Here is a 26,884-nt window from a genome sequence, read left to right as displayed (position 1 = left end):
AGCCGGTCCGGGGCCGCGTCACGGCTCGGCCCCCTCCCCCACACCGAACGCAGGGACACCCACATGACCACCGCAGAGCGGCCCGTCGGCGCCATCAAGGCGAAGCAGCGGCCCGCAGACCGGATCTTCTCCGGAACGGCAGTCGCCTCCGGCGCGCTGATCCTCGTCATCCTCGCCGCCGTCGCCCTCTTCCTGGTCGTCCAGTCGATCCCGGCTCTCACGGCGTCCCCCGACACGATCTCCGGCGGAGCGGGCTTCTGGTCCTACGTCGGCCCGCTCGTGTTCGGCACCGTCTACGCCGCCGGGCTCGCGATGGTGATCGCCGTCCCCATCGCGATCGGCATCGCGCTCTTCATCTCGCACTACGCCCCGCGCAAGCTCGCGCAGGGCCTCGGCTACGTGATCGACCTGCTGGCCGCCGTGCCGTCGGTCGTCTTCGGCCTCTGGGGCATCACGGTGCTCGCCCCCTTCGTCCAGCCGTTCTACGCGTTCCTCACGGACGCCTTCGGCTGGTTCCCGCTCTTCAACGGCCCGGTCTCCGGCACCGGCCGCACGATCCTCACCGTCGCCCTCGTGCTCGCGGTCATGATCCTGCCGATCGTCACGGCGATCTCGCGCGAGGTGTTCCTCCAGACGCCGACGCTGCACGAGGAGGCCGCGCTCGCCCTGGGCGCGACCCGCTGGGAGATGGTCCGCACGGCGGTCCTGCCCTTCGGCCGCCCCGGCATCATCTCCGCGTCGATGCTCGGCCTCGGCCGCGCACTCGGCGAGACGATGGCGGTCGCCATCGTGCTCTCGCCGTCCTTCGTCGTGAACTTCGCGCTGCTGCAGTCGACGAACTCGAACACCGTCGCCGCGAACATCGCGCTGAGCTTCCCCGAGGCCTACGGCCTGAAGGTCAACGAGCTCGTCGCCTCCGGCCTGATGCTCTTCGTCATCACGCTGCTCGTCAACATGCTCGCGCGCTACATCATCAACCGCCGCAAGGCCTTCTCGGGAGCGAACTGATGGTCACGATGACTCCGCCCCGCCAGCGCCGCGTCGAGGACGCGGTCCCTGCGCCGGTCAACACGCTCACCAGCGGCCAGCTGCCCAAGTGGGCGCCCGTCGCCCTCCTGGTCGGCAGCATCGCCGTGATGGCGCTCGTCTACGCCCTCCTCGCCGTCACCGGCACCACCCAGGGCTTCGACGTGGTCGGCACCGTCTTCTTCGGCGCCGTGCTCTACACGGTCGCCGTCTTCGTCCTCGCCCGCCTGGTCGAGGGCCCCCGCCGCGCCACCGACCGGGTCGTCACCACGCTGGTCACCGCCGCGTTCGTCGTCGCGCTGATCCCGCTGATCTCGCTGATGTACACCGCGGTCACCGCGGGCGCCGCGCGCTTCGACATCCTCTTCTTCACCTCCTCGATGCGCAACGTCGTCGGCGAGGGCGGCGGAGCGCTGCACGCGATCATGGGCACGCTGATCATCACGGCGCTGGCCGCGGTCATCTCGATCCCGATCGGCCTGATGACGGCCATCTACCTCGTCGAGTACGGCCGGGGCGCGCTCGCCCGCGGCATCACCTTCTTCGTCGACGTGATGACCGGCATCCCCTCGATCGTCGCCGGCCTCTTCGCTTATGCCCTGCTGGTGCTCCTCTTCGGCGACGGCATCCGGATGGGCTTCGGCGGCGCGATCGCGCTGTCGGTGCTGATGATCCCGGTCGTCGTGCGCTCCACCGAGGAGATGCTGCGCCTGGTCCCGAACGAGCTGCGCGAGGCGTCCTTCGCCCTCGGCGTGCCGAAGTGGCTGACCGTCGTGAAGATCGTCCTGCCGACCTCGATCGCCGGCATCGTCACGGGCGTCATGCTCTCGATCGCCCGCGTCATCGGCGAGACCGCCCCGCTGCTCATCGTCGCCGGGTTCACCCAGTCGATGAACTACAACCCGTTCGACGACCGGATGATGACCCTCCCGGTCTTCGTGTTCCGCCAGTACGCCGACCAGGGGGCCGACGCCGCCGCCTACATCGATCGGGCCTGGACCGGCGCGCTGGTCCTCATCCTGATCGTCATGCTGCTCAACCTGCTCGCTCGCCTGGTCGCGCGCATCTTCGCCCCCAAGCTCGGCCGCTAACCCGAAGGATCTCCGTTGTCCAAGCGCATCGAAGTCAACGACCTCAACGTCTACTACAGCAAGTTCCTCGCGGTCGAGGGAGTCGGTCTCACCATCGAGCCCCGCACCGTCACGGCGTTCATCGGCCCCTCCGGCTGCGGCAAGTCGACCTTCCTCCGCACGCTCAACCGCATGCACGAGGTCATCCCCGGCGCCTACGTCGACGGCGAGGTGCTGATCGACGGCAACAACCTCTACGGCCCGGGTGTCGACCCGGTGCTCGTGCGCCGCCAGGTGGGCATGGTCTTCCAGCGCCCCAACCCGTTCCCGACGATGTCCATCCGCGACAACGTGCTGGCCGGCGTCAAGCTCAACAACCGCCGCATCTCGAAGTCCGACGCGGACGACCTCGTCGAGAAGTCGCTGCAGGGCGCGAACCTCTGGAACGAGGTCAAGGACCGGCTCGAGAAGCCCGGCTCCGGCCTCTCCGGCGGCCAGCAGCAGCGGCTCTGCATCGCCCGCGCCATCGCCGTCTCCCCCGACGTGCTGCTGATGGACGAGCCGTGCTCGGCCCTCGACCCGATCTCGACCCTCGCGATCGAGGACCTGATCGAGGAGCTCAAGAACGAGTACACGATCGTGATCGTGACCCACAACATGCAGCAGGCCTCGCGCGTCTCGGACCGCACCGCGTTCTTCAACATCGCGGGCACCGGCAAGCCCGGCAAGCTCATCGAGTACGACGACACCGCCACGATCTTCTCGCGGCCGTCCGTCCAGGCGACCGAGGACTACGTCTCGGGCCGCTTCGGCTGAGCCTCCGGCCGGCACGCACGAGAGCCGCACTCCCCCGGGGGTGCGGCTCTTCTGCTGTCCGGGAGCCCGTGAGAGCCGCCTGCAGCCGGCGGCCCCCGGTGGGGAGCGCAGAAGAGCCGCACCCCCTCGGGGAATGCGGCTCTTCTCTCCTCGATGCTGTGGCGGTGTCAGGCGGTCGCGATGGCCAGGATCGGGTCCGTGGTCGGCGCCTCGGAACCGCCCGCGTCCTCGACGGTCACCGCGACGACGGCGCCCTCGGCGAGCGTGCCCTCGAGCGGTGCGACCGTGCGGCCGTCACCCCCGTCGAACGTGCCGGCCGAGACCGGGCCGGACGAGCCGATGTACCAGAGCTCGTAGGTCTTGTCGTCGGGCAGCGGCGCGAGGTCGTCGACGACGAGCGCCGAGCGGCCGAGCGAGGCCGACCAGACCAGGGTCGCGGTCTCGCCGGTCGCGACGGCTCCGGCCGTCTCCTGCACGTCGGGAGCGCTGCGGATCTGCTCGAGCGCGGTCAGCTGCTGGCTCTGCCCGGCATCGGGCGTGAGCAGCGGCGGGAGCGCCACTCCCCCGACCACGATGACGGCCGCGGCGGCGGCGGCGGAGAGGTAGACGGCGGGGCGGGTGAACCAGCGTCCGCGGGCGCGGGCCTCGGCGCCGTGACGGCCGGAGGTCGCGGTGGCGGACGGCGCAACGGCCGACGGCCCGCTCGCGGCGGCCGCGGAAGGCTCGACGGCGCGCAGGGTCGGGACCGCTTCGCGCCGGTCGGCGAGGTCCTCGGCCGGAGCATCGGAGGTGTCGTCGCGGGGCAGCTGGGGCGTGGTCGCGATCAGCGCCATCAGATCGGCCTTGAGGGCCGGCGACGGTGCGACCGCCGGAGCGTCGGCGGCCAGCGCGTCGGCCACGGTCGAGAACGCGTCGGCCTCGCCGCGCGCCTCCGGATTCTCGTCCAGGAATCTCTCGTACCGGGCGGTCTCGTCCGGGGTGAGGATGCCGAGTGCGTGTCCTGCTGCGAGTTCGCGCGGATCTTCGGGGAGTTGCACGTCGTTCACAGGGCCACCCCCATCTCTTCTCTCAGTCGTATCATCCCGTCGCGCAGGCGCGTTTTTATGGTACCGACGGGGCAGTTCAGGATCCCGGCGATCTCGCTGTGCGAGTAGCCGCCGTAGTACGCGAGCTGCAGCGCTTGCCGCTGGAGCTCGGTCAACCGCTCCAGGGCGGCGGTGACCTTCTCGTGCTCGAGGGACACCTCCGCCTGCTCGGCGACCTGGTCGTAGTCGCGACCGAGGTCGCGGATTCCTATGCGGACGTCCCGATCACGGCCCGCTTGGGCCGCGCGAACCCGATCGATGGCCCTGCGGTGTGCCATCGTGAGGATCCAGGTCGTCGCACTTCCCTTATTCGGAGCGAAGCGTCCAGCGGTTTGCCAGATCTCGAGGAAGACCTCCTGGGCCACCTCCTCCGATTGGGCGCGGTCGACCAGGACCCGCGTGATCAGTCCGAGGACGCGCGAGGCGACGAGGTCGTAGAGCTGCGAGAACGCGGCCTGCTCCCCCGCGGCGATGCGCTCGAGGAGAGCGCCGAGGTCGGGGGCGGTGCCCTCGGCGGTGGTGTCGTCGCTCATGCGCCCTGCCCTGCTCGTGCCCGGGACTTCAGATTCCGGGTCATCCAGAAGGCTGTCACGGCGAGTCCCGCGATCACGACCGACACTTCGAGGGGGAGGACGACGAAGCGGACGTCGAGAGCGAAGCCGCCCACGTCGACCAGCGCCGCGGCGCCCATCCGCGGGGCGAGCCACAGTCCGATCACGGCGGCGAGGGCCGCGGTCAGACCGGCGGAGCTGCGCGGACGGACGAGCACCCAGAGCGCGGCGGCCGTGTCGAGCACGGCGAGCGTGCGCATCAGCGCGCCCTGCGAGAAGACGACGCCGTTGCCGAGGAGGGCGCCGATCTCGTCGTCCACGCCCGGGGCGGAGAGGAAGAGGAGGACGGCGATCACCAGGAGGGCGATCCCGGCCCACCATCGCGCGCCGATCCGGAGTGCCCTGCGGTTCTTCATTCCGGATGTCGCCTGTCTGTCGGGGACTCTGCCGGGAGGGGAGGACTCGCGCCTCGGACCGCCCGCCACTGGGCCCTCGCTCGCCGCCGGGATCCGCTGGGGATGCTGTCGAGAGGAGAAGGGGCCGGATCGCAGAAACGCCTCTCGGCGCGAGGCCGCTCGAAGCGGCTATAAGTGGAGCCCGGGGTTACTGCGATCCGGCTCCGACCAGTGTACCGGCTGTCCCTCGCACGCCCGCGAGGGGCGTTCGCGGAGCGAGAACGCGGGGTGCCGCAGGGCGCCGCGATCGGGTAGCGGAGTCCGCTCCTACTCGAGTGAGTCGCTGCGCCAGAGGCGTGCGCAGCTCACCAGCTCGGCCGCGGTGGTCGAGAGGCGGAGGGCGCGGGTCGTCAGCTGGCTCGCCCGCGGTCCGTCGATCAGCTCGACGTCGTCGGCCACCGAGGCGGCACCGGAGGCGCTCACCCGGCAGAAGGCCGCCGCGCGGTCGAGGGCGACGGCGAAGTCGCCGTCGAACACTCCGCGGAGGATGCGGTCGGCCAGCTCGGTGATCTCGGCCGGTCCGGTCGGCGTGACCGCGCCGGCGACGACCGGGTCGATGGTCGCCGAGAGCTCGACGCCGCGCTGGTAGAGGAAGCTCGTGCTCTCCGGGTCCTGCCGGATCACGAGCCGCAGCAGGTAGATGCGCCAGAGGGCGCCGGGGAGGCTGGACGGGCTGGAGCGGGCCCAGAGCTCGGCGAGCGCGTCGATGCCGTTGTGGTCGGTGTACTCGACCAGGCGGTCGATGACCACCGGATCCGGGTCCTCGCGCACCCGGCTGAGCAGTGCGATCGCCGTCTCGTGGGCGACCCGGCTGATCTGCGCCGGGTCCTCCCCGCCCTGGAACGCCTCGAAGACGCGGGAGGGGAACTTGGTCGGCTTGTGGAAGCCGTCTGTCATGGGGCCGCCTTCCGCGGTCGGGCGGGACGCGCGGACGCGTCCTGCTTCGTGGGGGTTCGAGGAGGGTAACGCCTGCGCCTGGGCAGGTATGCCCGACGCCGCTCCGGGCGCGCGGGGGCGCTACCCTGGATGCCGCGGGCCTCTAGCTCAGTTGGCAGAGCAGCGGACTTTTAATCCGCGGGTCGTCGGTTCGAGCCCGACGGGGCCCACTCCTCCCGCCGTCTCCCGAGCACGACCGCCGCGAACGTGCGTCGGTGGACGCGGCGGAGCAGCAGCGCTCGACGCCCTTCCCGCCGACGGCCGAGATCACTCGTGGCAGAGGGACCAGGCGGCGTCGGGGTAGTCGCGCTCCTCGCCGTCCTCGGTCGAGAGCAGGCGCCAGACGCCGTCGTGGTGCTCGAGGAGGCGGCCGCGGACGATCTCGGACTGCCAGCCGTCCACGGTGCGGAACCAGCGGACCAGGCGGACGGTCGTGCTCTGGTGGGGCTGGAGGCGGTGGGTCATCGGGGGTGTCCTGTCGGGGCGGGGTCGTGGCGGGGCGCCTGGTGGAGCTGCTCGGGCGGTGGGCGGGTCTCGATACGCCGCCTGCGGCGGCTACTCGACCAGCATGAGTCGGTGGCGGGGAGGGGCTGCTCGAGAGTCGGGTCGACTGGGAAGAGAGGGCGCAGAGCTTGCTGGTCGAGTAGCCCCGCAGGGGCGTATCGAGACCCACCTCCCCATGAACCTCGGTCTCCTCATCGCCCTGCGATGGCGGCTGAGCGATCAGCAGGGGTGGCCGCGGGGGCGGGGCGACCGGCGGAAGGGGACACCGCCGGCCGCCCCTGCGGGTCAGCGCGTGGGGTCGACGCGCCAGTGGCAGACCATCGTGGTGGTCGAGCGGTAGGAGTAGGTGACCGCGTCGACCCTCGGCACCTCGCGCTCGTAGTCCGGGTAGAGCTCGGAGGCGGAGTCGACGCCGGGCGGGAGGCACGAGCCGAGGGAGACGTACCGGGTCAGCCGGGTCGGCGCCGTGTAGTCGTCACCGGTGACCGTGTCGTCGGCGGGCACGAAGGCGGGGATGCCGGTGAAGACGCAGACGAGCGTCAGCGACGTCCCGGACCGGACGAAGCGGTAGTCCTTCGTCTGGAGGCTGTAGCCGGGCGCGGCGGGCAGCAGGGCGCCGTAGTAGCAGGAGCCGTTCGACGAGATGTCGGTCGAGGCGTAGCCGTCGAGGTTGGCCCCGGCGTTGTGATCGGCGAGGGCGGGGGTGGCGGCGGCGCCCACGAGGGCGACAGAGGCGGCGAGGGCGAGCAGGGTGGAGCGGAAGGACGGCATGACGGTCTCCTCATCGAGACGGCGTCGGCGCTGGGCGTCGGCAGGGAGCGGTCGCTCGTCGTGCGAGCGGACGGCGGGCCCGGCTCGTGAGACGACGTCGTCCCCGTGCTCGGCCCCGCGGGCGTCCGGCGGACCGGATGACCCGAACTCTAGACCGCTGCGGTCGCGCTGTCTGCCCCCTGCGAGGTCACGCAGGCGCTCCAGCCACAGCCCTCAGACCAGGCGACCGGCGCGCAGCCTGCGGGAGCGGCGGCGCAGCGTCCGGTCGCTCGGACCGAAGCTGTCGGATTCGAGGAGGAGTCTCAGCGAGAGCGAGACCTGGCGGGCGAGACGCGGGTCGATCCCCTCCGGGATCCGTACCGCGTCGATGAGATCGAGAGCCGTCTGCGTGGTCCGGGACATCGCCATGCCCGTGACCCTAGAGAGGGTCGGCGCGTCCTGACGGCCCCGACACGGGGGCGCACGACGGCAGCAATGCTCAGCCGTCGTGCGCCCGGGTGCGAGTGGTGCGGGTGACTACTTGCTGCCGTCGCCGCGGCCGGTCGCGGACTGCAGGCGATCGATGTGCTCGGACGCCTCCGCCTTCGTGATGTCGGCCGGGAGGGTCTCGCCGGCCTCGCGGGCGAGGGTGTCGAGGTAGCTGCGTTGCGGGCCGGTCATCGGCTCGTCGCCGGTGACCCAGTCGGACGGGTCCTTGCTGGCGCTGGTGTCGCTGCCGTCATCGGCACGGGCGCCGAGGACGTCGCCCTCGGTCTTGACGTCGGGATCGGTGGTGTTGGGGATGTCGTCGCTCATGCTGCGACCGTACGCCCGACCACCGACACCGGGCGAGGGCTTGCGGAGCGGGCCCGGGCGACCCGTTCCGATCGCGCGCCCGATCCGGCGGGCGTCCCGCGTCAGGAGCCCAGGAGAGCGTGGGCGACGGTGAAGATCACCAGGCCCGCCAGCGAGCCGACGACGGTGCCGTTGATCCGGATGAACTGCAGGTCCTTGCCGACCTGCAGCTCGAGCTTCTCGGAGGTCTCCTGCGGGTCCCAGCGGCCGATCGTCTCGCCGATGATGCTGGCGATGTCGCCCCGGTAGCGGTCGACGAGGTTCGCCGCGACGGTGCCGATCCAGGTGTCGACGGTCGAGGCGAGCGCCTGATCGGTCGAGAGCCGGCGGCCGAGGTCGACGACGATCGACTCGATGCTCGCGCGCAGCGGGCTCTCGGGGTCATCCATCGCGCCGAGCAGCGACGACTTCGTCGACTCCCAGGCGTCCCCGGCCAGCTCGCGCACCCGGGGGCTGTCGAAGGCGCGGTTCTTGATCTCCTCGACGCGCATGATCAGGTCGGGGTCGCTGCCGAGGTCCTTCGCGAGCGTCGCGAGGTAGCCGTCCACCGCGATCCGGAACGGGTGGCCCTGGTCGTCGCGGATCGTCTCGACGAGGACGAGCGCCTCGCGGTAGAGCCGCTCGTCGACCGCCCGGCTGACCGCGGAGGGCAGCCAGCTGGGGAGCCGGCCGCTGACCATCCTCGTGAAGCTCTCGGGATTCGCGATCAGCCAGGCCTCGGCCTGCTCGACCAGCGTGTCGACGAGCCGGCGGTGGTGCCCGGCCTCGACGACGCTGCCGACGAGCGAGCCCAGCGGCGGGCCCCACTGCGGGTCGAGCAGGTGGCGCCGGGCGAGTGCCTCGATCACGCGCTGCACGTCGGAGTCGTCGAGCAGCGCGATCGCGGAGCGGACCGCCGCCGCGCTCTCGCCGCCGACCCGGTGCGCGTTCTCGGGCTCGGCGAGCCAGAGCCCGGCACGGCGGGCGATGCCGAAGGAGTCGAGCTTCTCGCGGACGATCGCGCCGCGGAGGAAGTTCTCCTCGACGAACTGGGCGAGGCTCGCCCCGATCTCGTCCTTCTTGGTCGGGATGATCGCGGTGTGCGGGATCGGCAGCCCGAGCGGCCGCCGGAAGAGCGCCGTCACCGCGAACCAGTCCGCGAGCGCGCCGACCATGCCGCCCTCGCTCGCCGCGCGCACCCACTGCAGCCAGGGGTAGCGGTCCTGGAGCGCGAAGGACACGGCGAACACGATCGCCATCAGCACCAGCAGCCCGGTGGCGAGCCGCTTCATCGCGACGAGGGCGGCGCGCTTCGCCTCGTCGTCGCGCCCGGCGGAGGTGCCGCCGGCGGAGGTGCTGACGGCGCTCGTGCTGCTCGTCGTCATGACGAGGCGGGGAAGCCCTCGTGGCGGATGCCCCAGGCGACGCTCCACTCCTCGCCCGGCTCGAGCCAGCGCAGGCCCTGACCGGAGTTGAGCGCCTCGGCGGGCGCGGTCATCGGCTCGACCGCGATGGCGGTCTTGACGTCGTCGCCGTCGGGGAAGATCCGGGTGATGAAGACCTGGATGAAGTTGTGCGAGGCGTCGGCCCACAGCAGCACGCGGCGGCCGTCGTCGGCACGGAGGCCGTGGACGCTCTCGCCGTCGACGATCGTGACGTCGGCCCAGGCGTCGTCGAGCTCGAGCTCGCCGATCCGGCGGCCGCGGCGGAGGTCCCACTCGGTGCCGTCGACCGGGCTCTGACCCGTGGGGTTGAGCCGCTCGTCGACCTCGATGTGCACGGCCGCGTCGACCGTGATCTCGAGCTCGTCGGTCGGGACGTCGCCGATCGCGAGGAACGGGTGCGTGCCGATCGCGACGGGTGCCTCATCGGCGCCGACGTTGACGACGCGGTGCACGACCTTCAGGCCGTCGGCCTGCAGCTCGTAGCGGACCGTGGTCTCGAGGTGGAACGGGTAGCCGGCCTGCGGGACGACGGGCGCGGCGAGCTCGACGAAGGACGGGCCCTGCTCGACGACGCGGTAGGAGGCGCTGCGCAGCAGGCCGTGGATCGCGTTGTGGTACTTGGGCTCGGTGATGTCGAGCTGCTGGGTGCGGCCGGCGTGGTGCCAGCGGCCGTCCTTCACGCGGTTGGGCCAGGGCATCAGGACGATGCCCGAGCCGAACGGCGGGACGACGGTCTCGGGGTATCCGGCGGTGATCTCGACGCCGTCGACGGAGAGGTGGCGCAGCCCTGCGGCCACCTCCGTGACGACGGCGTGCAGGGTGCGTCCCTCGGCGGTGAGGTCGAGGGCGAACTGGCGCCCGGTTGCGGGGGCGGGAGTGAAGTCGGCCATCCCTGAATCCTACGGACCGGCACCGCCGTCGGCCTGCGGACCGGGCCGGAGCATGCCGCAGCGGGTGACGGCGAGGCCCGCCGCCTCGAGCCGCTCCACGACGGCGTCGCCGGCGGCCGCGCCGGTGAGCAGGCGGTCGAACTCCTCGGTGCCGGCGACCCGGCCGAGGTCGACGACGCCGAGCTTGCTCGAGTCGGCGACCACGACGCGGCGGGTGGCCGCGTGCAGCATGCGGCGCTTGAGCGTCGCCTCGGGCAGGTTCACGTTGGTCACGCCCGCCTCCGGGTGGACGCCCGTGCAGCCGACGAAGACGACGTCGGCGCGGATCCGCTCGAGCACCTCGGAGGCGAGCGGCTCGACGAGGGAGTGCTGCAGCGGGCGCAGGGTGCCGCCGGTGACGACGACGGTGAAGCGCGGGATGGCGGGCTCGAGGGCGAGGGCGATGCTGAGGCCGTTGGTGACGACGGTGACGTCGCGGAGGTCGTCGCGGGCCACGAGTGCGTGGGCGATCGCGAGCGTCGTGGTGCCGACGTCGAGGATCACGCTCTCGCCGGAGACGACCGAGGCGGCGGCCTCGCGGCCGATCGCGGCCTTCTCGTCGGAGGCGGAGGCGAGGCCCTCCTCGAACGAGCGCTCCCCCGAGCGCTCGCCGGTCGGCACGGCTCCCCCGCGGACGCGCTGGACGGTCCCCTCGCCGGCGAGCCGGTCGAGGTCGGAGCGGACGGTGACGACGGAGACGCCCAGGCGGTCGGAGAGGTCCGCGACGGAGACGAAGCCCTGCTTCTCGGCGAGCAGCCGCATCTCGAAGCGGCGCTCGAGCGCCGAGCGGCCCTCCTGCTCCCCGTCCGTCCTCATCGCTCCATCGTGTCCTTCGCGCCATCGACTTGTCAAAGAGAAACCACGCTTTCCTTTCCGAAGGTCGCGGTCTATCGTGGGCGGTGCCATGAACGAAGCGATCCCCCTCTCCGCCGGCGTCGTCAAGCGCCCGCACGTCCTCGCCGACGGCCGCGACCTCATCTACTTCGATGACGCGGACACGTCCCTCCCTCCCGAGCGCTCGGCGGACGCCCGCGAGCTCGATCCCCGCCCCGCGACCGCGCGCATGCGCCAGGACGTCCTCACCGGGGAGTGGGTGTCGATCGCCGCCTCCCGGCAGAACCGCGTCTTCCTGCCGCCCGCCGAGCTCGACCCGCTCGCCCCGGCCTCGCCGACGAACCCGTCGGAGGTGCCGAGCGTCTACGACGTCGCCGTCTTCGAGAACCGCTCGCCGTCCTTCGGGCCGCTGCTCGAGGACGAGGACGCGCCCGCGTCCCTCGAGGACCTCCGCACGCTCGGCCTCGGACGGACCCTGACGAGCGTCGGCCGCTGCGAGGTCGTCTGCTTCAGCCCCGAGCACGAGGGCTCGTTCGCGACCCTCTCCGCCTCGCGGGCCCGCACCGTCGTGGAGGCGTGGGCCGACCGCGTCGCCGCGCTGTCGGCTCTGCCCGGGGTGCAGCAGGTCTTCCCGTTCGAGAACCGCGGAGAGGCGATCGGGGTCACCCTGCACCACCCGCACGGCCAGATCTACTCCTACCCGTACGTCACCCCGCGCACGACGCGGCTGCTCGCGTCGCTCGACGCCTACGGCCCCGGGATGTTCGCCGACATCCTCGCCTTCGAGCAGGCCGGCGAGCGCGTGCTCGTCCGCGGCGAGCACTGGACCGCCTTCGTGCCCTTCGCCGCGCGCTGGCCCATCGAGGTGCACGTGCTGCCGCACCGCCACGTGGCCGACATCAGCGAGACGACGCCCGAGGAGCGCGACGAGCTCGCCGTGGTCTACCAGCGGCTCCTGCGCGGGATCGATGCGCTCTACGACTCGCCCACCCCCTACATCTCCGCCTGGCATCAGGCGCCGGTGCACGAGCGGCGCGACGAGGTGCGGCTCATGCTGCAGATCACGTCGCCGCGCCGCGCCGCCACCAAGCTCAAGTACCTGGCGGGCAGCGAGGCGGCGATGGGCGCCTGGATCGGCGACATCGCCCCCGAGACGAGCGCCGCCGCCCTGCGCGAGGCGATCGAGCGCGCCGACGCCGCGACCCTGGCCGCCGAGACGGCCGCGAACCCCGACGCGTCGCTCCCCGCCGCCGACACCACCCCCGAGGAGAACCGATGACCACCTCCGCCTCCCTCGACGCCGTCGCCGAGCGCGCCGCGCAGGACTTCGAGCGCGCCTACGGCCACCCGGCCGTCGGCGTCTGGGCCGGCCCCGGCCGGGTCAACCTGATCGGCGAGCACACCGACTACAACGACGGCTTCGTCTTCCCGTTCGCCATCGACCGCGCCACCGCGATGGCCGTCGCGCCGAGGGAGGACCGGGTCGTCCGGATCTCGAGCGCCTTCTCCCCCGAGCACGTCGAGATCTCGCTGGACGACCTCGGGCCGGACGCGCTCGACGGCTGGTCTGCCTACCCGCTCGGTGTCGTCTGGGCGCTCACCGAGTACGGCGTCGACCTCGGCGCGCGCTCGGGCTTCGACGCGTTCGTCGACTCCGACGTGCCGGTCGGCGCGGGGCTCTCCAGCTCGGCCGCACTGATGTGCGCGATGGCCGTGGCGCTGAACGAGCTCTGGGAGCTCGGGCTCGACCGAGCGACGCTCGCCCGCGTGGGCCGTCGCGCCGAGAACGTGGCCGTCGGCGCGCCGACCGGGATCATGGACGAGTCCGCCTCGCTGTTCGGCGAGCGCGACGCGGCCGTCTTCCTCGACTGCCGGAGCCTGGACACCGAGGTCGTGCCGCTCGGCTTCGAGGAGGCCGGGCTGGTACTCCTCGTCATCGACACCCGGGTCGAGCACGCGCACGCCACCGGCGGCTACGCCGAGCGCCGTGCGTCCTGCGAGCTCGGTGCCTCGACGCTCGGGGTGGAGTCGCTGCGCGAGCTGTCGGTGGACGACCTGCCGCGCGCCGAGGAGCTCCTCGACGACGTGACCTACCGCCGGGTGAAGCACGTGGTGACCGAGGACGCCCGCGTCCTCACCACCGTCCGCACCCTCCGCGAGCAGGGGCCGCGCGCGATCGGCGAGCTCCTCGACGCCGGCCACGTCTCGCTCCGCGACGACTTCGAGATCTCGATCCCGGAGCTCGACACCGCCGTCGAGGCCTCCCGCGGCGCCGGCGCGATCGGTGCGCGGATGACGGGCGGCGGCTTCGGCGGCTCCGCCATCGCGCTCACCCCGGTCGAGAAGGAGCAGGAGGTCCGCGCGGCGGTCCTCGCCGCCTTCGCCGACAAGGGCTTCCGCACGCCCGAGCTCTTCCTCGTGACCGCGGCCGACGGCGCGGGCCGCGTCCGCTGATCCTCCGATCTCCTAGGAGAGATCACCTGGTAGGCATGGGCGAACCATGCTGATCGAGTAGCCCGCGGAGCGCGGCGTATCGAGATCCACCACCGTCAGAACGCGAGTCTGCAGACCCGCCCTGTCGAGGGCGGTGGGTCTCGATACGCCCCTGCGGGGCTACTCGACCAGCATGAGAAGGGGCGCGGCGCGTCCTTTTCCTCACCACGAAACGCGGAGCGGGCTACTCGGCCGGCGCCGGCGGGACGACCGAGCGCAGAGCGCCTCCGGTGACGCGGACGAGCTCCGCGGCGCTGGTCGGGTAGACGGTGTGGGCGTGGCCGGCGGCCGCCCAGACGGTGTCGAACTCGGCCAGGGCGGAGTCGACCACGGTGGGCAGCGGGGTCGGGTGACCGACCGGCGCGACGCCGCCGATGGTCTGGCCCGTCGCGGCCTTGACGACCGCGGCCGAGGCGCGGGTGATCTCCCCGCCGAGCTCAGCGCCCAGCCAGTCGGTGTCGACGCGGTGCGCGCCGCTGGTGAGGATCAGCAGCGGCGACCCGTCGAGGAGGAAGACCAGCGAGTTCGCGATCTGGCCGACCTCGATGCCGAGGGCGGCCGCGGCGAGCGCCGCCGTCGACGCCGCCTCGTCGAGCCAGCGGACCGGCGGCCGCATCCCGTGCGCCTCGAGATCGGCCAGGACGCGGTCGACCGCGGGGTGGCTGCGCTCGCTCATGCGAACGACCGTAGCCGACCCCGCGACCGGTGGAACCGCTACTTCGTGAGCGTCGCGATGTCGATGACGAAGCGGTAGCGCACGTCCGAGGCGAGCACGCGCTCGTAGGCCTCGTTGATCTGCGACGCCGAGACGACCTCGACCTCGCTCGCGATGCCCTTCTCCGCGCAGAAGTCGAGCATCTCCTGGGTCTCGCGGATGCCGCCGATGCCCGAGCCCGCGAAGGAGCGGCGCGCGGCGAACAGGGTGAAGACGTGCAGCGGCAGCGCCTCGGCCGGAGCGCCGACGTTCACCATCGTGCCGTTGCGGCGCAGGAGGCCGAGGTAGGCGTCCAGGTCGAGCGGCGCGCTGACCGTGTTGATGATGATGTCGAAGGTGTTCTTGAGCGTGGAGAACGTCTCCTCGTCCTTCGTCGCGTAGTAGTGGTCGGCGCCCAGACGGAGGCCGTCCTCCTTCTTGCTCAGCGACTGCGAGAGCACGGTGACCTCGGCGCCCATCGCGTGCGCGAACTTGACGGCCATGTGGCCGAGCCCGCCGAGACCGACGACGGCGACCCGCTTGCCGGGGCCCGCCTCCCAGTGCGAGAGCGGCGAGTAGGTGGTGATGCCGGCGCAGAGCAGCGGCGCGGCGGCCTCGTAGGGGATCGACTCCGGGACGCGGAGCACGAAGTCCTCGACGACGACGACGTGGGTGGAGTAGCCGCCCTGGGTGACGGTGCCGTCGCGGTCGACGGAGGCGTAGGTGCCGGTGTTGCCCTTCAGGCAGTACTGCTCCTCGCCGGCGAGGCAGTTCTCGCACTCGCGGCAGGAGTTGACCATGCAGCCGACGCCGACGCGGTCGCCGACCTTGTGCTTGGTCACCTCGGAGCCGACCTCGGCGACGACGCCGACGATCTCGTGGCCGACGGTGAGGGGGTACTGGACGGGGCCCCACTCGCCGCGGACGGTGTGGATGTCGGAGTGGCAGATGCCCGCGTAGGCGATCTCGATGAGCACGTCGTGCGCTCCGACGTCGCGGCGCTCGATCGTGGTGGGGACGAGCGGCTCGGTGGCGGAGGGGGCGGCGTAGGCGTTGACGGTCAGCATGTTTTCTCCTTCGTGGGGGCGCGCTCGAGCGGTGGTCCGGAGGGGGTGGGAACGCGAGCGCGTCTACCCACGCTAGCGAGCCCCGGCTGGACGCCGCCCGTAGGCTCGGAGGATGCGGAGGACGATCGATCTGAACGCCGACCTCGGCGAGGGCTTCGGTGTATGGTCGCTCGGCGACGACGACGCGATGCTCCGGATCGTCACGAGCGCCAACGTCGCCTGCGGCTTCCACGCCGGCGACCCCTCGATCATGCTCGCCACCTGCCGCACCGCCGCCGAGCGCGGTGTGGCGATCGGCGCCCACGTCGCCTACCGGGATCTCGCCGGCTTCGGCCGCCGCGACCTCCCCGTCGACCCGGCCGAGCTGCACGCCGACGTCGTCTACCAGCTCGGCGCCCTGCAGGCGATCGCGCGAGCCGCGGGCACGGAGGTGCGCTACGTCAAGCCGCACGGGGCTCTCTACAACCGCATCGTGCACGACGAGCGGTAGGCGGAGGCGGTGGTCGCCGCCGTCCGGGACACCGCTCCCGCACTGCCCCTGCTCGGCCTCGGGTCCTCCGCCGTCGAGCGCGCGGCGGCGAGCGCCGGCCTGCCGTTCCTCCGCGAGGCGTTCGTCGACCGCGGCTACCGCGCCGACGGCACGCTGGTGCCCCGCGGCGAGCCGGGCGACCTGCTGACCGACCCGGCGGTCGTCGCCGCCCGGGCCGTGCGGATGGTCCTCGAGGGCGCCGTGACGGCCGCCTCGGGCGAGGACCTGCAGCTCGACGTCGACTCCCTCTGCGTCCACGGCGACACCCCCGGCGCCGTCGCGATGGCGGAGGCGGTGCGCGCGGCCCTCTCCGAGGCGGGCGTCACCCTGGTGAGCGCTGCGCCGTGATCCCGGTGCGGCTGCTGCCCTCCGGCGACCGCGCCGTGCTGGCCGAGGTCGACGGCCTCGACGAGGCGCTCGCCCTCGCGGCGGCGCTCGACCGCTCCCGGCCCGCGGGCGTCCTCGACCTGGTCCCTGCCGCCCGGACGGTCCTCGTCGTGCTGGACGAGTCACTGCCGGTCGCGACCGCGTCCCCGTGGATCCTGCGGACCGCGGAGGCGACGGAGCCGAACGTGCCGGGCACCGTCGGCCGCCGGCACGAGATCGCCGTCCGCTACGACGGCGTCGACCTCGCCGAGGCGGCGGACGCCCTGGGCTGGACGACCGCCGAGCTGATCCGCCGCCACACGGCGACCCCGTGGCGCGCGGCCTTCGGCGGCTTCGCCCCCGGCTTCGCCTACCTCGTCGCGCTCACCCCCTGGCCGGAGGTCGCCCGCCGCGCCGAGCCGCGCACCCGCGTCCCCGCCGGCGCGGTCGCCCTCGCAGCCGGCTACTCCGGCGTCTACCCGCGCTCCTCCCCCGGCGGCTGGCAGCTGATCGGCTCGACCGACGCGGAGCTCTGGGACATCGAGCGCCTGCCGCCCGCCCTGCTCGCCCCCGGCGACGAGGTCCGCTTCCGGGCACTGCCGTGAGCCTGCGCATCCTCGACCCCGGCCCCCTGGCCCTCGTCGAGGACCACGGCCGCCCCGGCCACGCCGCCGTCGGCGTCGGACGCTCCGGCGCGATGGACCGCGGCGCTCTCCGCCTCGCGAACCGCCTGCTCGGCAACGCCCCGGACGCGGCTGCGCTCGAACTGCTCGGCGCCGGCTTCACCGCCCGCTTCGAGACCTCCGCCTGGATCAGCCTGACCGGAGCCGCCGGAGCCGCGACCCTCGACGGCGCCGCCCTCGCCCGCGTCCTGCCGACGCTCGCCCCCGAGGGCTCGGTCCTGCGACTCGGCCCCCTGACGACGGGCCTGCGCCGCACCCTCGGCGTCCGCGGCGGCATCGCCGCGCCACCCGTCCTCGGCTCCCGCTCCCGCGACACCCTCTCCGCCCTCGGCCCGGCCCCCCTCCGCCCCCGCGACCTGCTCGCGTTCGGCACCCACGCCGGCGAGGTCCTCCTCCCCGACTGGTGGCCCTTCGACCCGCCCCGAGACCCGGTCCTGCGCGTGCACCCCGGCCCCCGCCTCGACCTCCTGCCCCCCGGCACGTGGCAGCGCCTGCTCACCGGCCCCTGGCACCTCAGCCCCTCCGCCGACCGCATCGGCCTCCGCCTCACCGGCACCCCCCTCCCCACAGGCGACGCCCCCGAGCTCCCCAGCGAGGCCCTGGTCCACGGCGCGATCCAGCTCCCGCCCTCGGGCCTCCCCGTCCTCTTCGGCCCCGACCACCCCACAACGGGCGGCTACCCCGTCCTCGCCGTCGTCGCCTCGACGTCCCTCGACGCCCTGGCCCACCTGACCCCGGGCGACGAGGTCCGCTTCCACTCCTGACCACCGAGGTTCGCGACCACCTCTGGTCCCTGAAACCCGGACTCTTCACCGCGCCGCCCGAAGGGCGCGCCCCTCCGCAGCCGTCGCCCCTCCCCCCGTCAGAACGGCAGCAGCAAGCACCCCCCGACGTCGAACTAGCGCAGAGCCCGCTCCGCCGCCCCCACCACGTTGTGGATCAGCATCGCCCGCGTCATCGGCCCGACCCCGCCCGGCACCGGCGACAGCCACCCCGCGACCTCGGCCACCCCGGGAGCGACGTCGCCGGTCAGCTTCGCCTTCCCCGTCTCCGGATTCTCGACCCGCGTGATCCCGACGTCGAGCACCGCCGCCCCCGGCTTCACCCAGTCCGCCGCGATCAGCCCTGGAACACCCACAGCGGCGACGACGATGTCCGCCCGCCGCACCTCCGCCGCGAGATCCGTCGTCCGCGAGTGCGTCAGCGTCACCGTCGCGTCGAGCCCCTTGCGGGTCAGCAGCAGCCCGAGCGGGCGGCCGACCGTGAGCCCGCGCCCGACGACCACGACGTGCTTCCCCGAGATCGGGATCTCGTGGCGCTTCAGCGTCTCGACGATGCCGTTCGGCGTGCAGGGCAGCGGGCTGTCGAGCTCGCCCTCGACGCCCAGCACCAGCCGGCCGAGGTTGGTCGGGTGCAGTCCGTCGGCGTCCTTGTCCGGGTCCATCAGCTCGAGCATCGCGTTCTCGTCAATGCCCTTGGGCAGCGGCAGCTGGATGATGTAGCCGGTCACCGAGTCCGATTCATTGAGCTGTCGGATGGCCGCGCGGATGTCCTCGGCGGAGGCCGTGGCGGGCAGGTCGACGCGGATCGACTCGATGCCCACCTCCGCGCAGTCGCGGTGCTTGCCCGCGACGTAGGAGCGCGAGGCCGGGTCGTCGCCGACCAGCAGCGTGCCGAGACCGGGCACGACGCCCTTCTCGCGCAGCACCGCCACGCGCTCGGCGATCTCCGCCTTGACCGTCGCGGCGGTCGCGACGCCGTCGAGTACCTGTGCCGTCATCGTGGAACTCCTCGTTCGTCGGCGCTCCCGCGCCCGTCGTGCAGTAGTGCTCGGCGGTGTCCGGAGCCGCGCTCGGCGCTCCGGACCCCGCCGAGCGCAGGGTCACCCGAAAGGGGCGGGGCGGCCTACAGCCCCGGGTAGAGCGGGAAGTCGTCCGTGAGCCCCTTGACCCGGGCGCGCAGCGCCTCGAGGTCGGCCGAGGGCTTGAGCGCCTCGGCGATGACGTCGGCCACGACGGCGAACTCTGCGTCGCCGAAGCCGCGGGTCGCGAGCGCGGGGGTGCCGATCCGCAGGCCCGAGGTGACCATCGGCGGGCGCGGGTCGAACGGCACCGCGTTGCGGTTGACCGTGATGCCGACCTCGTGCAGGCGGTCCTCCGCCTGCTTGCCGTCGAGCGGGGAGTCGCGCAGGTCGGCGAGCACGAGGTGCACGTCGGTGCCGCCGGTGAGCACGTCGATGCCCTCGGCCTTCGAGTCGGCGGCGGTGAGGCGCTCGGCGAGGATCTGCGCGCCGCGGATGGTGCGCACCTGGCGGTCGGCGAACTCCTGCTCGCCCGCGAGCTTGAACGCGGTGGCCTTCGCGGCGATGACGTGCATGAGCGGTCCGCCCTGCTGGCCCGGGAAGACGGCGGAGTTGAGCTTCTTGGCGTACTCCTGCTTGGCGAGGATGAGGCCCGAGCGCGGGCCGGCGAGCGTCTTGTGCACCGTGGTGGTCACCACGTCGGCGTGCGGGACGGGCGAGGGGTGCAGGCCCGCGGCGACGAGTCCGGCGAAGTGCGCCATGTCGACCCAGAGCTTGGCGCCGACCTCGTCGGCGATCGCGCGGAACGCCTCGAAGTCGAGGTGGCGGGGGTAGGCCGACCAGCCGGCGATGAGGACCTGCGGGCGGACCTCGAGGGCCTTCTCGCGGACCGCGTCCATGTCGATGCGGAAGGTCTGCGGGTCGACTCCGTACGCGGTGGCGTTGTAGAGCTTGCCCGAGAAGTTGAGCTTCATCCCGTGGGTGAGGTGGCCGCCGTGCGCCAGCTCGAGACCGAGGATGGTGTCGCCCGGCTGGACGAGGGCGGCGAGCGCCGCCGCGTTCGCGGTCGCTCCGGAGTGCGGCTGGACGTTCGCGAACTCGGCGCCGAAGAGGGCCTTGGCGCGGTCGATCGCGAGCTGCTCGGCGACGTCGACGAACTCGCAGCCGCCGTAGTAGCGACGGCCGGGGTAGCCCTCGGCGTACTTGTTGGTGAGGACCGAGCCCTGCGACTCGAGGATCGCGCGCGGCACGAAGTTCTCGCTGGCGATCATCTCGAGGTAGCCGCGCTGGCGGTCGAGCTCCTGCTGCAGGACGGCGGCGATCTCGGGATCGACGACGGAGACGGGCTCGTTGAACGAGGCAGAGACACCGGTGCTGGCGGTGCTCGAGGCGGGAGAAGAGGACACGTGCGCTCCTTGGCTGCGAAACGGATGGCGTCCGCGAGGCGACGAGGCACGCTCGGGCACGCAGAACAACGGTATCCGTTCCGGCCCAGGCGAGCGGCTGGAAAAGTGTCCGGAAGAGGTCTCCGGAGAGGGTGCCGCTCCCTGATGGTCACCCATCCGAACGCCAGTCGCGACGCGGCCAGTGTAGCAACGGGCGGCCGATATCCTGAGCGGATGCAGACCGATTCCGCCGCGCCCGCTCCCGCCCGAACGCCCGCCGACGCGGCGAGCGGCGCCGGCGACGACGGTCCCGGCAACCACTGGACGCTCACCTTCGCCTGCCCCGATCTGCCCGGCATCGTGCACGCGGTCTCGGGAGCGGTGGTGCAGGCCCGCGGCAACATCACCGAGAGCCAGCAGTTCTCCAGCGCCGACACCGGGCGCTTCTTCATGCGCCTGCAGGTGCAGTCGCCCGTCACCCGCGACGAGTTCGAGGCCGCGCTGCTCCCCGTCACCGAGCACTACGGCATGACCTGGCGGCTCGACGTCGTCGGCCGCCCGCTGCGCACGCTGCTGCTCGCCTCGACCGCGGGGCACTGCGTGAACGACCTGCTGTTCCGCCAGCGCGCCGGGCAGCTCGCCATCGACGTCCCGCTGATCCTCTCGAACCACGCCACCCTGCAGGACCTGGCCGGCTTCTACGGAGTGCCGTTCGAGTCGCGCGCGGTGACGTCGCCCGAGACCAAGCGCGCCTTCGAGGAGCGCGTCGTCGAGGTCGTCGAGGAGCACGACGTCGAGCTGGTCGTCCTCGCCCGCTACATGCAGATCCTCTCCCCCGAGCTCTGCGCGCGCCTGGCCGGCCGGGCGATCAACATCCACCACTCCTTCCTGCCCGGCTTCAAGGGCGCGAACCCCTACAAGCAGGCGCACGCCCGCGGGGTGAAGCTGATCGGCGCGACCGCGCACTTCGTGACGAGCGACCTCGACGAGGGCCCGATCATCGAGCAGAACGTCGTGCGGGTCGACCACTCGCACTCGCCCGCGCAGCTGGTCGCGATCGGGCAGGACGAGGAGAGCCGCACGCTCACCCAGGCCGTGAAGTGGTTCGCGGAGGACCGCGTGCTGCTCGACGGCGCCCGGACGATCATCTTCCACTGACCGCCGCGCCGCTCCGGCGCGCGACGTCGAGTCGCCCGGAACGGCTGCCCGCAAGGCGGGAGAACGAGCCCTCTCGGGCGACTCACCGCGGGCGGATACGATGGTCCGCGTGAATCGAGCGACAGCGGGCACTGCACGGACCGATCCGAAGGTCGGGCCGAACGACGTCCTCCGCCTCGTGCTCGAGCTGTTCGCTTTCGTCAGCCTCGGACTGTGGGGCTTCCTGTCCTGGGATCTGCCGTGGAGCATCGTCTTCGGTGTGGGCGCACCGGTGCTGGCGATCCTGCTGTGGGCGCTCTTCCTGTCGCCGCGCGCCGTCCTCGCGATCGACCTCTACGGCCGCTCGCTGATCGAGCTGCTGGTCATGGGCGCCGCCGCCCTCGCCTGGCTCGACCTCGGCCAGCCGGTCGTCGCGATCGTCTTCGGCGTGGTCGCCGTGGTGTCCGGCGTGATCTCGGGGCGCCGCGCGCTGAGCTGACGGCGCTGTGCGAGTGCACCTGTGCTGATCGAGTAGCCCGCGCAGCGGGCGTATCGAGATCCACCACCACCCGAACCGGAGCCTGCAGACCACCCTGCTGGCGACTGCGGGTCTCGATACGCCCCTCCGGGGCTACTCGACCAGCATGCGAGGGGGCTGCGGCTCAGCAGACGAGGGCGTCGCTTCATGCTGATCGAGTAGCCCGCGCAGCGTGCGTATCGAGATCCACCTCCATCAGGACAGTGGCCTGCAGACCACCCTGCTGACGACGGTGGGGCTCGACCCGCGCGCAACGAGCGACGGCCGCCCCGCCGCCCCCGGAGGGGCGTGCGGAGCGGCCGTCGACGGGCTGCGGAGGGCTACTCCGCGGCGCCCGCCTCACGCTGCGCGAGCGCGCGGCGACGCAGTCCCGTCAGAACCGCTCCGGCGCCGATCAGCGCCAGGGCGCCCGCTCCGAGCAGTCCGCCGCCGAAGCCGGTGGAGGGCAGCCCGCCCGCGCCGTGGCCGGGGGCGCCCGGTCCGGCGGTGGGCGTGGAGGTCGGCGCGGGAGGCGCGGTCGGTCCGGCGGTCGGCGTCCCGGTCGGAGCCGGCGTCGCCGTCGGTCCGGCGGTCGGCGTCGCGGTCGGCTCGGCCGTGGGTCCGGCCGTCGGCGTCGCGGTCGGAGCCGGCGTCGCCGCCTCCGTCACGTCCACGCTGACGAGGGTCCGGAGACCCGAGTCCGCGTAGTCGATGCTGCCGAGGTACTGCGCCGGGCCGGCGAGGCCGGTCCAGGACACGGAGTAGCTCGTCGGCTCACCCAGGACCGCGTCGACGGTCTCGGGCGCGGTGGTCAGCGAGCCCTCGCCGCCGTCCGCCGCGATGAGGAAGCTCCGGAGGTCGAAGGTCGCCTCCGGCTCCGCGCCCACCGCGTAGATGTCCGCGGAGACCAGGTAGCTGCCGGCCTCAGGGGCGTAGAGGTCCACCCGCTCGTCGGCCGAGCCGGTCGCGCTGGTCGCCGTGGTCACCGGCTTCCCGTCGACGATCTGCGCGATCGTCAGGTCGAGGTCGGCCGTGTCGTCGAGCGAGTCGAGGTCGAAGCGGGCGAACTCGGTGCCCTCGGGCACCTCGACGGTCGTCTCGAAGGTCTCGCCCTGCGGCAGGGTGCCGGTGTGGCCGTCCGCCGCGGTCGCGTCCTCGGCGAGGACTCCCACCGCGAGGCCGCTCGGGACCAGCGGCAGCGGGCCGTCGATGCCGGGGATGATCTCGACGCTCGTCGAGCCGGTCGAGCCGGAGCCCGACACCTCGTACGGCGCGTCGAGCAGCACGGGACGCACGGCCACGGGGCTGCGCACCTCGTGCTCGGCGCTCGACCAGGTGAGGTAGCCGGTCGCGAACTCGGCGAGCTCGGCGTCGGTCCGGGTGAAGGTCACCGTGTACTCGGCGGTCTGGCCCGCTCCGGTGAAGGAGAGGGTCGACGGGGAGACGACGGCGTCGACTCCCGGGATGTCGAGGCCGGCGGTGTAGCTGCCGGCCTCGGTCGAGGTGACCGTGCGGGTGACCGTCTGGGTCCCGGCCAGGGCGCCGATCGCGATCGAGGCCTGGTTGAGGTCGGACGGGTCGATCGCCTCGACCGCGTCGAGCTCGGGGTCGGCGAAGACGTAGCCGGCGCCCTTGAGGAAGGCGATCCAGTCGCTCGTGCCGCTCTCGTAGAGCAGTCCGGGGTCGAGGAACGCGGTCGGGTCGACGTGTCCGGCGCCCTGCGCGAAGACGTCGTCGGACGCGGCACCCGACTGGTCGACGCTGTCGTAGGAGGTCGTCATCATGGCCGACTTGACCGCCGACGGCGACGCGTTCGGGGTCACGCCGAGGATGAGGGCGGCGAGGCCCGCGATGTGCGGGGAGGACATCGAGGTGCCGGACTCGAACGCGAAGGCGGGGTCGTCGCCCTCGGCGTTGAAGCTGTCGGCGAGGATCGCGACGCCGGGCGCCGTGAGGTCGGGCTTGAGCACGTCGGTGCCGTCCGCCTCGGCCGGGCCGCGCGAGGAGAATCCTGCGACCTGCGGCACCGGGATCTCGGTGCCGGTCGCGTTGCCCTCGGTCAGCGTCGCCGTCGCGCCCGCGGTGCCGGCGTACGCGGTGATCGCGTCGTAGGCCTGCGAGTCGATCTGGATGCTCGGGACCGAGTGGTCGTCGACGTGCAGGGCGTTCGGGAACGGGTTCAGCAGCAGCATGCCGATGCCCCCGGCCCGGTCGACCTCGGCCGACTTGGAGACGCGCGCGGTGACGCCCGCGGTGCAGGCGACGATCTTGCCGGCGACCTTCGCGGCGTCGAGCGAGCCCGGCGCGCAGATGTCGGCGTTCTCGGTCCCGGCGACGACGACGTCGGCGCTGTTCACGAGGGGGCCGGTGACGTCGTCGTGCACGCTGATCGATCCGCCGACGAAGGCCTGGCCGTCACCGAGGGTGGCGGTCGCCGTGTAGGTCGGGATCGAGGACGCGGCGACCGTGGTGTACCAGGGCGAGGCGTGGTCGAGGGTCGAGACGCCCGGGCCGGAGTTGCCGGCCGAGGCGGCCACGAAGACACCCGCGGCCGCGGCGTTCAGGAACGCCTCGTCGTAGGGGGTCAGCGTCGACACGGCGGAACCGCCGCCGATCGAGAAGTTGATCACGTCGACGCCGTCCGCGACGGCCGCGTTGATCGCGGCCAGGATGCCCTCGCCGGAGCAGTAGTCGTCGTCGTCGGTGCCGTCCACGTCGCCGTTCCAGCAGACCTTGTAGGCGGCGACCTTCGCGGCGGGTGCGACACCGGAGATGGTGCCGTAGTCGTAGCCGTCGACCGAGGCCTCGACGTCGGCGTTGCCGGCCGCCGTGCTCGCGGTGTGCGAGCCGTGGCCGTCCGCGTCGCGCGGGGAGCGGTACTCGGGGTTGTCAGCGGAGCCGGCCTCCTCGTTCTGGCCGAGGAACCAGCGCGCGCCGATCAGCTTCTGGTTGCACTCGCCGCCGTCCCACTGCTCGGACGCGGCGAGGCCGGGCGAGCAGGAGCCGGCGAAGGTGGTGCCGTCGGACTTGCGGTAGCTGACGGTCGTGCCGTCCGTGTAGGGAGCGGCGCCCGGGGAGGTCGCGAGCGGAGCGCCCGCGAAGGACGGGTTCTCGGGTGCGATGCCGGAGTCGATGACGCCGACGACGATGCCCTCGCCGGCCTTCTCGACACCGCCGACGGTGTCCCAGACTCCGCCGTCGCCCTCGAGGCCGAGGAAGCTCGTGGAGGACTCCTGACCGGTGTCGGGGACGGGGATGCCGGCCTCGGCGGTGGCGCCGGGAGCCGACGTGGTGGAGGCCGCGGCGCGGTCGAGCTTCAGGTCCTCGAGCTCCCGCACCTGCGCGACGTCCTTGCGGCCGGCGAGCTCGCTCGCCTGCGCGGCGGTGAGCGAGGCGGAGAAGCCGTTGAGGGCGACCGTGTAGTGGTAGCCGATCGCGGCGTCGACGGCGGCGGCGACGTCGTCCTGCCGCTGCTCGAGGTGCGCGGAGTAGTCCTCTACCGGAGCCGAGCGGGCCTGCAGCTGCGCGCCGGCGTCCGGAGCGGTGCGGGCGAAGCGGGCGTCGGTGCCCTCGTAGGTCGCCGCGGACGGCTCGACGAGCGTGACGACGTAGTCGCCGTCGTCGAAGGTCTGGAGGGTGGAGAGTCCGCCGACGAGAGCGGCCCCGCCGACGAGCGGGGCGGCCGAGGCGGCCGAGACGGCGAAGGCGCCGGAGGCGGCGATGCCGAGGGCGGCGAGGCCGGCGAGGATGCGCTTCTCAGCGCGGCGGACGGGTGGACGGTGGGACAAGTGAAGCGGCAATCGATGTCCTTTACTCACAGTTGCTGAGAACCGGATCGGTTCTCGCACAGAGTCGACCCTACGAACTGGATCGCCCGGCTCTGTTACGAACAGGTAACGAAGTCCTTGTTCGGGGGACAGCGGCGTCCGATCTCCGGGGATCCGGATGCCCCCATTTCGGGGACTCCACCCTGCCGGTCCTACGCTGGCGGGATGCGCTCTCCGAATCCCGACGCCGCCGTCGGCGTCCTGCTCCCCCGCGATCTCCCCGCCGCCGAGGTCCTGCCCTACGCCCGCCGGGCCGAGGAGCTCGGCTTCGACGAGCTCTGGGTCGTGGAGGACCTCGGCTTCCGCGGCGGCGTCGCCCAGGCCGCGGCCGTCCTCGCCGCGACCGAGCGGATCGTCGTCGGCATCGGCATCCTGCCCGCCGCGGTCCGCACCGCCGCCTTCACCGCGATGGAGCTCGGCACGCTCGCCGAGCTCTTCCCCGGCCGCGTCCACGCGGGCATCGGCCACGGCATGCCGGGCTGGATGCGCGGACTCGGCGTCTGGCCGAAGAGCCCGCTGACCCTGCTCTCGGAGCAGTTCGACGCGATCCGCGCACTGCTCGCCGGCGAGCAGGTGACCCGTGACGGCCGCTACGTCCACGTCGACGGGCTACGGCTCGAGTCACCGCCGCGGGTCGTGCCGCCGCTGCTGGCCGGCGTGCGCGGACCGCGCTCGCTCGAGCTCGCCGGGCGCATCGCCGACGGGGCGATCCTCGCCGAGCCGGTCGCTCCGGAGTACCTCGCCCGCGCCCGGGAGCAGATGGGCACGCCGGGCCGCGTCGTCGCCTACAACGTGGCCGCCGTCTCGGACGACGCCGGAGAGGCCCGCGCCGCCGTGCGCCCCGGACTGGAGTGGGTCGGTGAGCCGGACTGGGCGCCGCACATCGAGCCGCTGCCCTTCGCCGAGGAGTTCGCGCAGCTGCGCGCCCGGAGCGCCGACCGCGCCGCCTTCGTCCGCGATCTGCCGGACGAGTGGGTCGACCGGCTCGCCGTCGTCGGGACTCCGGAGACGGCCCGCGCGCGGATCGACGAGCTGCACGCGGCCGGAGCGGCCAGCACCGTGCTCATGCCGGTCGGCAGCGATCCCCGGGCGGCGATGGAGCAGCTGGCGCGCGTGCTCTGACGGCGGTACCGACCGCCACCGCACCTCC

Annotated in this window: 26 protein-coding genes, 1 tRNA gene and 1 pseudogene; 12 read left to right on the top strand and 16 right to left on the bottom strand. The window is 72.7% G+C overall.

From position 1 onward, the window contains the following. Positions 1–63 precede the first annotated feature (63 nt). Genes pstC through pstB form a run of 3 tightly spaced genes read left to right on the top strand, consistent with a single transcriptional unit; the run spans position 64 to position 2,912 of the window. Positions 64–1,008, top strand: coding sequence for a phosphate ABC transporter permease subunit PstC (gene pstC, locus MT350_RS02495; RefSeq protein WP_123445142.1), 945 nt, complete (start codon positions 64–66; stop codon positions 1,006–1,008). Then, entirely contained in the window at positions 1,008–2,117 is a 1,110-nt protein-coding gene (gene pstA, locus MT350_RS02490) for a phosphate ABC transporter permease PstA (protein ID WP_374204637.1), read from the top strand. Before pstC ends, pstA begins: the two co-directional genes overlap by 1 nt. Before the next feature lie 15 nt (positions 2,118–2,132). After that, entirely contained in the window at positions 2,133–2,912 is a 780-nt protein-coding gene (gene pstB, locus MT350_RS02485) for a phosphate ABC transporter ATP-binding protein PstB (protein ID WP_132435969.1), read from the top strand. Between the two features lie 167 nt (positions 2,913–3,079). On the opposite strand, the gene MT350_RS02480 is transcribed toward pstB, so the two are convergent. The 4 genes from MT350_RS02480 to MT350_RS02465 form a co-directional block, all read right to left on the bottom strand. After that, positions 3,080–3,958 carry an anti-sigma factor gene (locus MT350_RS02480; protein WP_243615333.1) on the bottom strand — a complete coding sequence of 293 codons (879 nt, stop codon included), beginning with the start codon at positions 3,956–3,958 and terminating at the stop codon, positions 3,080–3,082. After that, positions 3,955–4,530, bottom strand: a complete 576-nt coding sequence (gene sigK / locus MT350_RS02475) for an ECF RNA polymerase sigma factor SigK (RefSeq protein ID WP_123445139.1) — start codon at positions 4,528–4,530, stop codon at positions 3,955–3,957. Before sigK ends, MT350_RS02480 begins: the two co-directional genes overlap by 4 nt. Then, positions 4,527–4,964: a hypothetical protein gene (locus tag MT350_RS02470; protein WP_243615332.1), complete on the bottom strand. Its 438-nt coding sequence runs from the start codon at positions 4,962–4,964 to the stop codon at positions 4,527–4,529. The genes sigK and MT350_RS02470 overlap by 4 nt, the downstream gene beginning before the upstream one ends. A gap of 306 nt (positions 4,965–5,270) precedes the next feature. Beyond that, on the bottom strand, positions 5,271–5,900 hold the full coding sequence (locus MT350_RS02465) for a DNA-directed RNA polymerase subunit beta (RefSeq protein WP_123445137.1): 630 nt from the start codon (positions 5,898–5,900) through the stop codon (positions 5,271–5,273). 136 nt (positions 5,901–6,036) lie between these two features. On the opposite strand from MT350_RS02465, the gene MT350_RS02460 reads away from it, so the two are divergent. Further along, positions 6,037–6,109 (top strand) — tRNA-Lys (locus MT350_RS02460). Positions 6,110–6,206: 97 nt separating this feature from the next. On the opposite strand, the gene MT350_RS02455 is transcribed toward MT350_RS02460, so the two are convergent. The 7 genes from MT350_RS02455 to MT350_RS02425 form a co-directional block, all read right to left on the bottom strand. Beyond that, a complete protein-coding gene (locus tag MT350_RS02455; protein ID WP_243598725.1) occupies positions 6,207–6,404 on the bottom strand; it encodes a hypothetical protein in 198 nt (65 codons plus the stop codon). Positions 6,405–6,728: 324 nt separating this feature from the next. After that, the gene (locus MT350_RS02450; protein ID WP_123445136.1) at positions 6,729–7,214 is read right to left on the bottom strand and encodes a hypothetical protein; all 486 of its coding nucleotides are present in this window, start codon (positions 7,212–7,214) and stop codon (positions 6,729–6,731) included. Between the two features lie 213 nt (positions 7,215–7,427). Next, the gene (locus MT350_RS02445) at positions 7,428–7,622 is read right to left on the bottom strand and encodes a hypothetical protein (RefSeq protein ID WP_123445135.1); all 195 of its coding nucleotides are present in this window, start codon (positions 7,620–7,622) and stop codon (positions 7,428–7,430) included. A gap of 108 nt (positions 7,623–7,730) precedes the next feature. Continuing rightward, positions 7,731–8,009, bottom strand: coding sequence for a DUF3072 domain-containing protein (locus MT350_RS02440; RefSeq protein ID WP_123445134.1), 279 nt, complete (start codon positions 8,007–8,009; stop codon positions 7,731–7,733). Between the two features lie 101 nt (positions 8,010–8,110). Further along, the gene (locus tag MT350_RS02435; RefSeq protein WP_132435992.1) at positions 8,111–9,412 is read right to left on the bottom strand and encodes a DUF445 domain-containing protein; all 1,302 of its coding nucleotides are present in this window, start codon (positions 9,410–9,412) and stop codon (positions 8,111–8,113) included. After that, on the bottom strand, positions 9,409–10,362 hold the full coding sequence (locus MT350_RS02430) for an aldose 1-epimerase family protein (RefSeq protein ID WP_123735086.1): 954 nt from the start codon (positions 10,360–10,362) through the stop codon (positions 9,409–9,411). The genes MT350_RS02435 and MT350_RS02430 overlap by 4 nt, the downstream gene beginning before the upstream one ends. A gap of 9 nt (positions 10,363–10,371) precedes the next feature. Further along, positions 10,372–11,217, bottom strand: a complete 846-nt coding sequence (locus MT350_RS02425) for a DeoR/GlpR family DNA-binding transcription regulator (RefSeq protein WP_243615331.1) — start codon at positions 11,215–11,217, stop codon at positions 10,372–10,374. Between the two features lie 88 nt (positions 11,218–11,305). Between MT350_RS02425 and galT the strand changes: the two genes are divergently transcribed. Beyond that, positions 11,306–12,514 carry a galactose-1-phosphate uridylyltransferase gene (gene galT, locus MT350_RS02420; protein ID WP_123702214.1) on the top strand — a complete coding sequence of 403 codons (1,209 nt, stop codon included), beginning with the start codon at positions 11,306–11,308 and terminating at the stop codon, positions 12,512–12,514. Then, positions 12,511–13,689: a galactokinase gene (galK, locus tag MT350_RS02415; protein WP_243598721.1), complete on the top strand. Its 1,179-nt coding sequence runs from the start codon at positions 12,511–12,513 to the stop codon at positions 13,687–13,689. Before galT ends, galK begins: the two co-directional genes overlap by 4 nt. Before the next feature lie 223 nt (positions 13,690–13,912). Here the strand turns inward: galK and MT350_RS02410 are convergent, their stop codons facing one another. Continuing rightward, positions 13,913–14,404 (bottom strand): YbaK/EbsC family protein, encoded by a 492-nt coding sequence (locus tag MT350_RS02410; protein WP_243598720.1) that lies wholly within the window; start codon positions 14,402–14,404, stop codon positions 13,913–13,915. Between the two features lie 38 nt (positions 14,405–14,442). Continuing rightward, positions 14,443–15,489: an NAD(P)-dependent alcohol dehydrogenase gene (locus tag MT350_RS02405; protein WP_123735082.1), complete on the bottom strand. Its 1,047-nt coding sequence runs from the start codon at positions 15,487–15,489 to the stop codon at positions 14,443–14,445. Between the two features lie 112 nt (positions 15,490–15,601). On the opposite strand from MT350_RS02405, the pseudogene MT350_RS02400 reads away from it, so the two are divergent. The 3 genes and pseudogenes from MT350_RS02400 to MT350_RS02390 all read left to right on the top strand — a co-directional run bounded on the left by MT350_RS02400 (position 15,602) and on the right by MT350_RS02390 (position 17,831). After that, a pseudogene (locus MT350_RS02400) lies at positions 15,602–16,366 on the top strand (LamB/YcsF family protein). Then, entirely contained in the window at positions 16,363–16,989 is a 627-nt protein-coding gene (locus MT350_RS02395; RefSeq protein ID WP_243598718.1) for an allophanate hydrolase subunit 1, read from the top strand. The pseudogene MT350_RS02400 and the gene MT350_RS02395 overlap by 4 nt, the downstream one beginning before the upstream one ends. Next, on the top strand, positions 16,986–17,831 hold the full coding sequence (locus MT350_RS02390; protein WP_243598717.1) for a biotin-dependent carboxyltransferase family protein: 846 nt from the start codon (positions 16,986–16,988) through the stop codon (positions 17,829–17,831). Before MT350_RS02395 ends, MT350_RS02390 begins: the two co-directional genes overlap by 4 nt. 134 nt (positions 17,832–17,965) lie before the next feature. On the opposite strand, the gene MT350_RS02385 is transcribed toward MT350_RS02390, so the two are convergent. Beyond that, positions 17,966–18,847: a bifunctional methylenetetrahydrofolate dehydrogenase/methenyltetrahydrofolate cyclohydrolase gene (locus MT350_RS02385; protein ID WP_243600598.1), complete on the bottom strand. Its 882-nt coding sequence runs from the start codon at positions 18,845–18,847 to the stop codon at positions 17,966–17,968. Positions 18,848–18,972: 125 nt separating this feature from the next. Then, positions 18,973–20,274, bottom strand: a complete 1,302-nt coding sequence (gene glyA / locus MT350_RS02380) for a serine hydroxymethyltransferase (protein WP_308197437.1) — start codon at positions 20,272–20,274, stop codon at positions 18,973–18,975. A gap of 213 nt (positions 20,275–20,487) precedes the next feature. Here glyA and purU point away from each other — a divergent pair, with 213 nt between their 5' ends. Together purU and MT350_RS02370 are read left to right on the top strand one after the other, a co-directional pair. Further along, complete coding sequence (gene purU, locus MT350_RS02375) at positions 20,488–21,411, top strand: formyltetrahydrofolate deformylase (RefSeq protein ID WP_243600597.1); 924 nt, start codon at positions 20,488–20,490, stop codon at positions 21,409–21,411. A 109-nt stretch (positions 21,412–21,520) separates the two neighbouring features. Then, positions 21,521–21,889 carry a YrdB family protein gene (locus MT350_RS02370; RefSeq protein ID WP_243600596.1) on the top strand — a complete coding sequence of 123 codons (369 nt, stop codon included), beginning with the start codon at positions 21,521–21,523 and terminating at the stop codon, positions 21,887–21,889. A gap of 359 nt (positions 21,890–22,248) precedes the next feature. On the opposite strand, the gene MT350_RS02365 is transcribed toward MT350_RS02370, so the two are convergent. Continuing rightward, positions 22,249–25,695: a S8 family serine peptidase gene (locus MT350_RS02365; RefSeq protein ID WP_243600595.1), complete on the bottom strand. Its 3,447-nt coding sequence runs from the start codon at positions 25,693–25,695 to the stop codon at positions 22,249–22,251. 204 nt (positions 25,696–25,899) lie between these two features. On the opposite strand from MT350_RS02365, the gene MT350_RS02360 reads away from it, so the two are divergent. Beyond that, the gene (locus MT350_RS02360; protein ID WP_243600594.1) at positions 25,900–26,856 is read left to right on the top strand and encodes an LLM class flavin-dependent oxidoreductase; all 957 of its coding nucleotides are present in this window, start codon (positions 25,900–25,902) and stop codon (positions 26,854–26,856) included. Positions 26,857–26,884 lie beyond the last annotated feature (28 nt).

It is taken from the genome of Rathayibacter sp. VKM Ac-2928 (genome assembly GCF_022815545.1).
Classification (GTDB): Bacteria; Actinomycetota; Actinomycetes; order Actinomycetales; family Microbacteriaceae; genus Rathayibacter; species Rathayibacter festucae.
Note: the sequence above shows the minus strand (reverse complement) of the source record. Positions and strands in the feature narration are given on the sequence as shown.

Excerpts from the sequence above, each read along its gene's own strand:
- pstC (WP_123445142.1), top strand. The coding sequence starts at position 64 with ATGACCACCGCAGAGCGGCCCGTCGGCGCCATCAAGGCGAAGCAGCGG.
- pstA (WP_374204637.1), top strand. The coding sequence starts at position 1,008 with ATGGTCACGATGACTCCGCCCCGCCAGCGCCGCGTCGAGGACGCGGTC.
- sigK (WP_123445139.1), bottom strand. The coding sequence starts at position 4,530 with ATGAGCGACGACACCACCGCCGAGGGCACCGCCCCCGACCTCGGCGCT.
- MT350_RS02470 (WP_243615332.1), bottom strand. The coding sequence starts at position 4,964 with ATGAAGAACCGCAGGGCACTCCGGATCGGCGCGCGATGGTGGGCCGGG.
- MT350_RS02465 (WP_123445137.1), bottom strand. The coding sequence starts at position 5,900 with ATGACAGACGGCTTCCACAAGCCGACCAAGTTCCCCTCCCGCGTCTTC.
- MT350_RS02455 (WP_243598725.1), bottom strand. The coding sequence starts at position 6,404 with ATGACCCACCGCCTCCAGCCCCACCAGAGCACGACCGTCCGCCTGGTC.
- MT350_RS02450 (WP_123445136.1), bottom strand. The coding sequence starts at position 7,214 with ATGCCGTCCTTCCGCTCCACCCTGCTCGCCCTCGCCGCCTCTGTCGCC.
- MT350_RS02445 (WP_123445135.1), bottom strand. The coding sequence starts at position 7,622 with ATGGCGATGTCCCGGACCACGCAGACGGCTCTCGATCTCATCGACGCG.
- MT350_RS02440 (WP_123445134.1), bottom strand. The coding sequence starts at position 8,009 with ATGAGCGACGACATCCCCAACACCACCGATCCCGACGTCAAGACCGAG.
- MT350_RS02435 (WP_132435992.1), bottom strand. The coding sequence starts at position 9,412 with ATGACGACGAGCAGCACGAGCGCCGTCAGCACCTCCGCCGGCGGCACC.
- MT350_RS02430 (WP_123735086.1), bottom strand. The coding sequence starts at position 10,362 with ATGGCCGACTTCACTCCCGCCCCCGCAACCGGGCGCCAGTTCGCCCTC.
- MT350_RS02425 (WP_243615331.1), bottom strand. The coding sequence starts at position 11,217 with ATGAGGACGGACGGGGAGCAGGAGGGCCGCTCGGCGCTCGAGCGCCGC.
- galT (WP_123702214.1), top strand. The coding sequence starts at position 11,306 with ATGAACGAAGCGATCCCCCTCTCCGCCGGCGTCGTCAAGCGCCCGCAC.
- galK (WP_243598721.1), top strand. The coding sequence starts at position 12,511 with ATGACCACCTCCGCCTCCCTCGACGCCGTCGCCGAGCGCGCCGCGCAG.
- MT350_RS02410 (WP_243598720.1), bottom strand. The coding sequence starts at position 14,404 with ATGAGCGAGCGCAGCCACCCCGCGGTCGACCGCGTCCTGGCCGATCTC.
- MT350_RS02405 (WP_123735082.1), bottom strand. The coding sequence starts at position 15,489 with ATGCTGACCGTCAACGCCTACGCCGCCCCCTCCGCCACCGAGCCGCTC.
- MT350_RS02385 (WP_243600598.1), bottom strand. The coding sequence starts at position 18,847 with ATGACGGCACAGGTACTCGACGGCGTCGCGACCGCCGCGACGGTCAAG.
- purU (WP_243600597.1), top strand. The coding sequence starts at position 20,488 with ATGCAGACCGATTCCGCCGCGCCCGCTCCCGCCCGAACGCCCGCCGAC.
- MT350_RS02360 (WP_243600594.1), top strand. The coding sequence starts at position 25,900 with ATGCGCTCTCCGAATCCCGACGCCGCCGTCGGCGTCCTGCTCCCCCGC.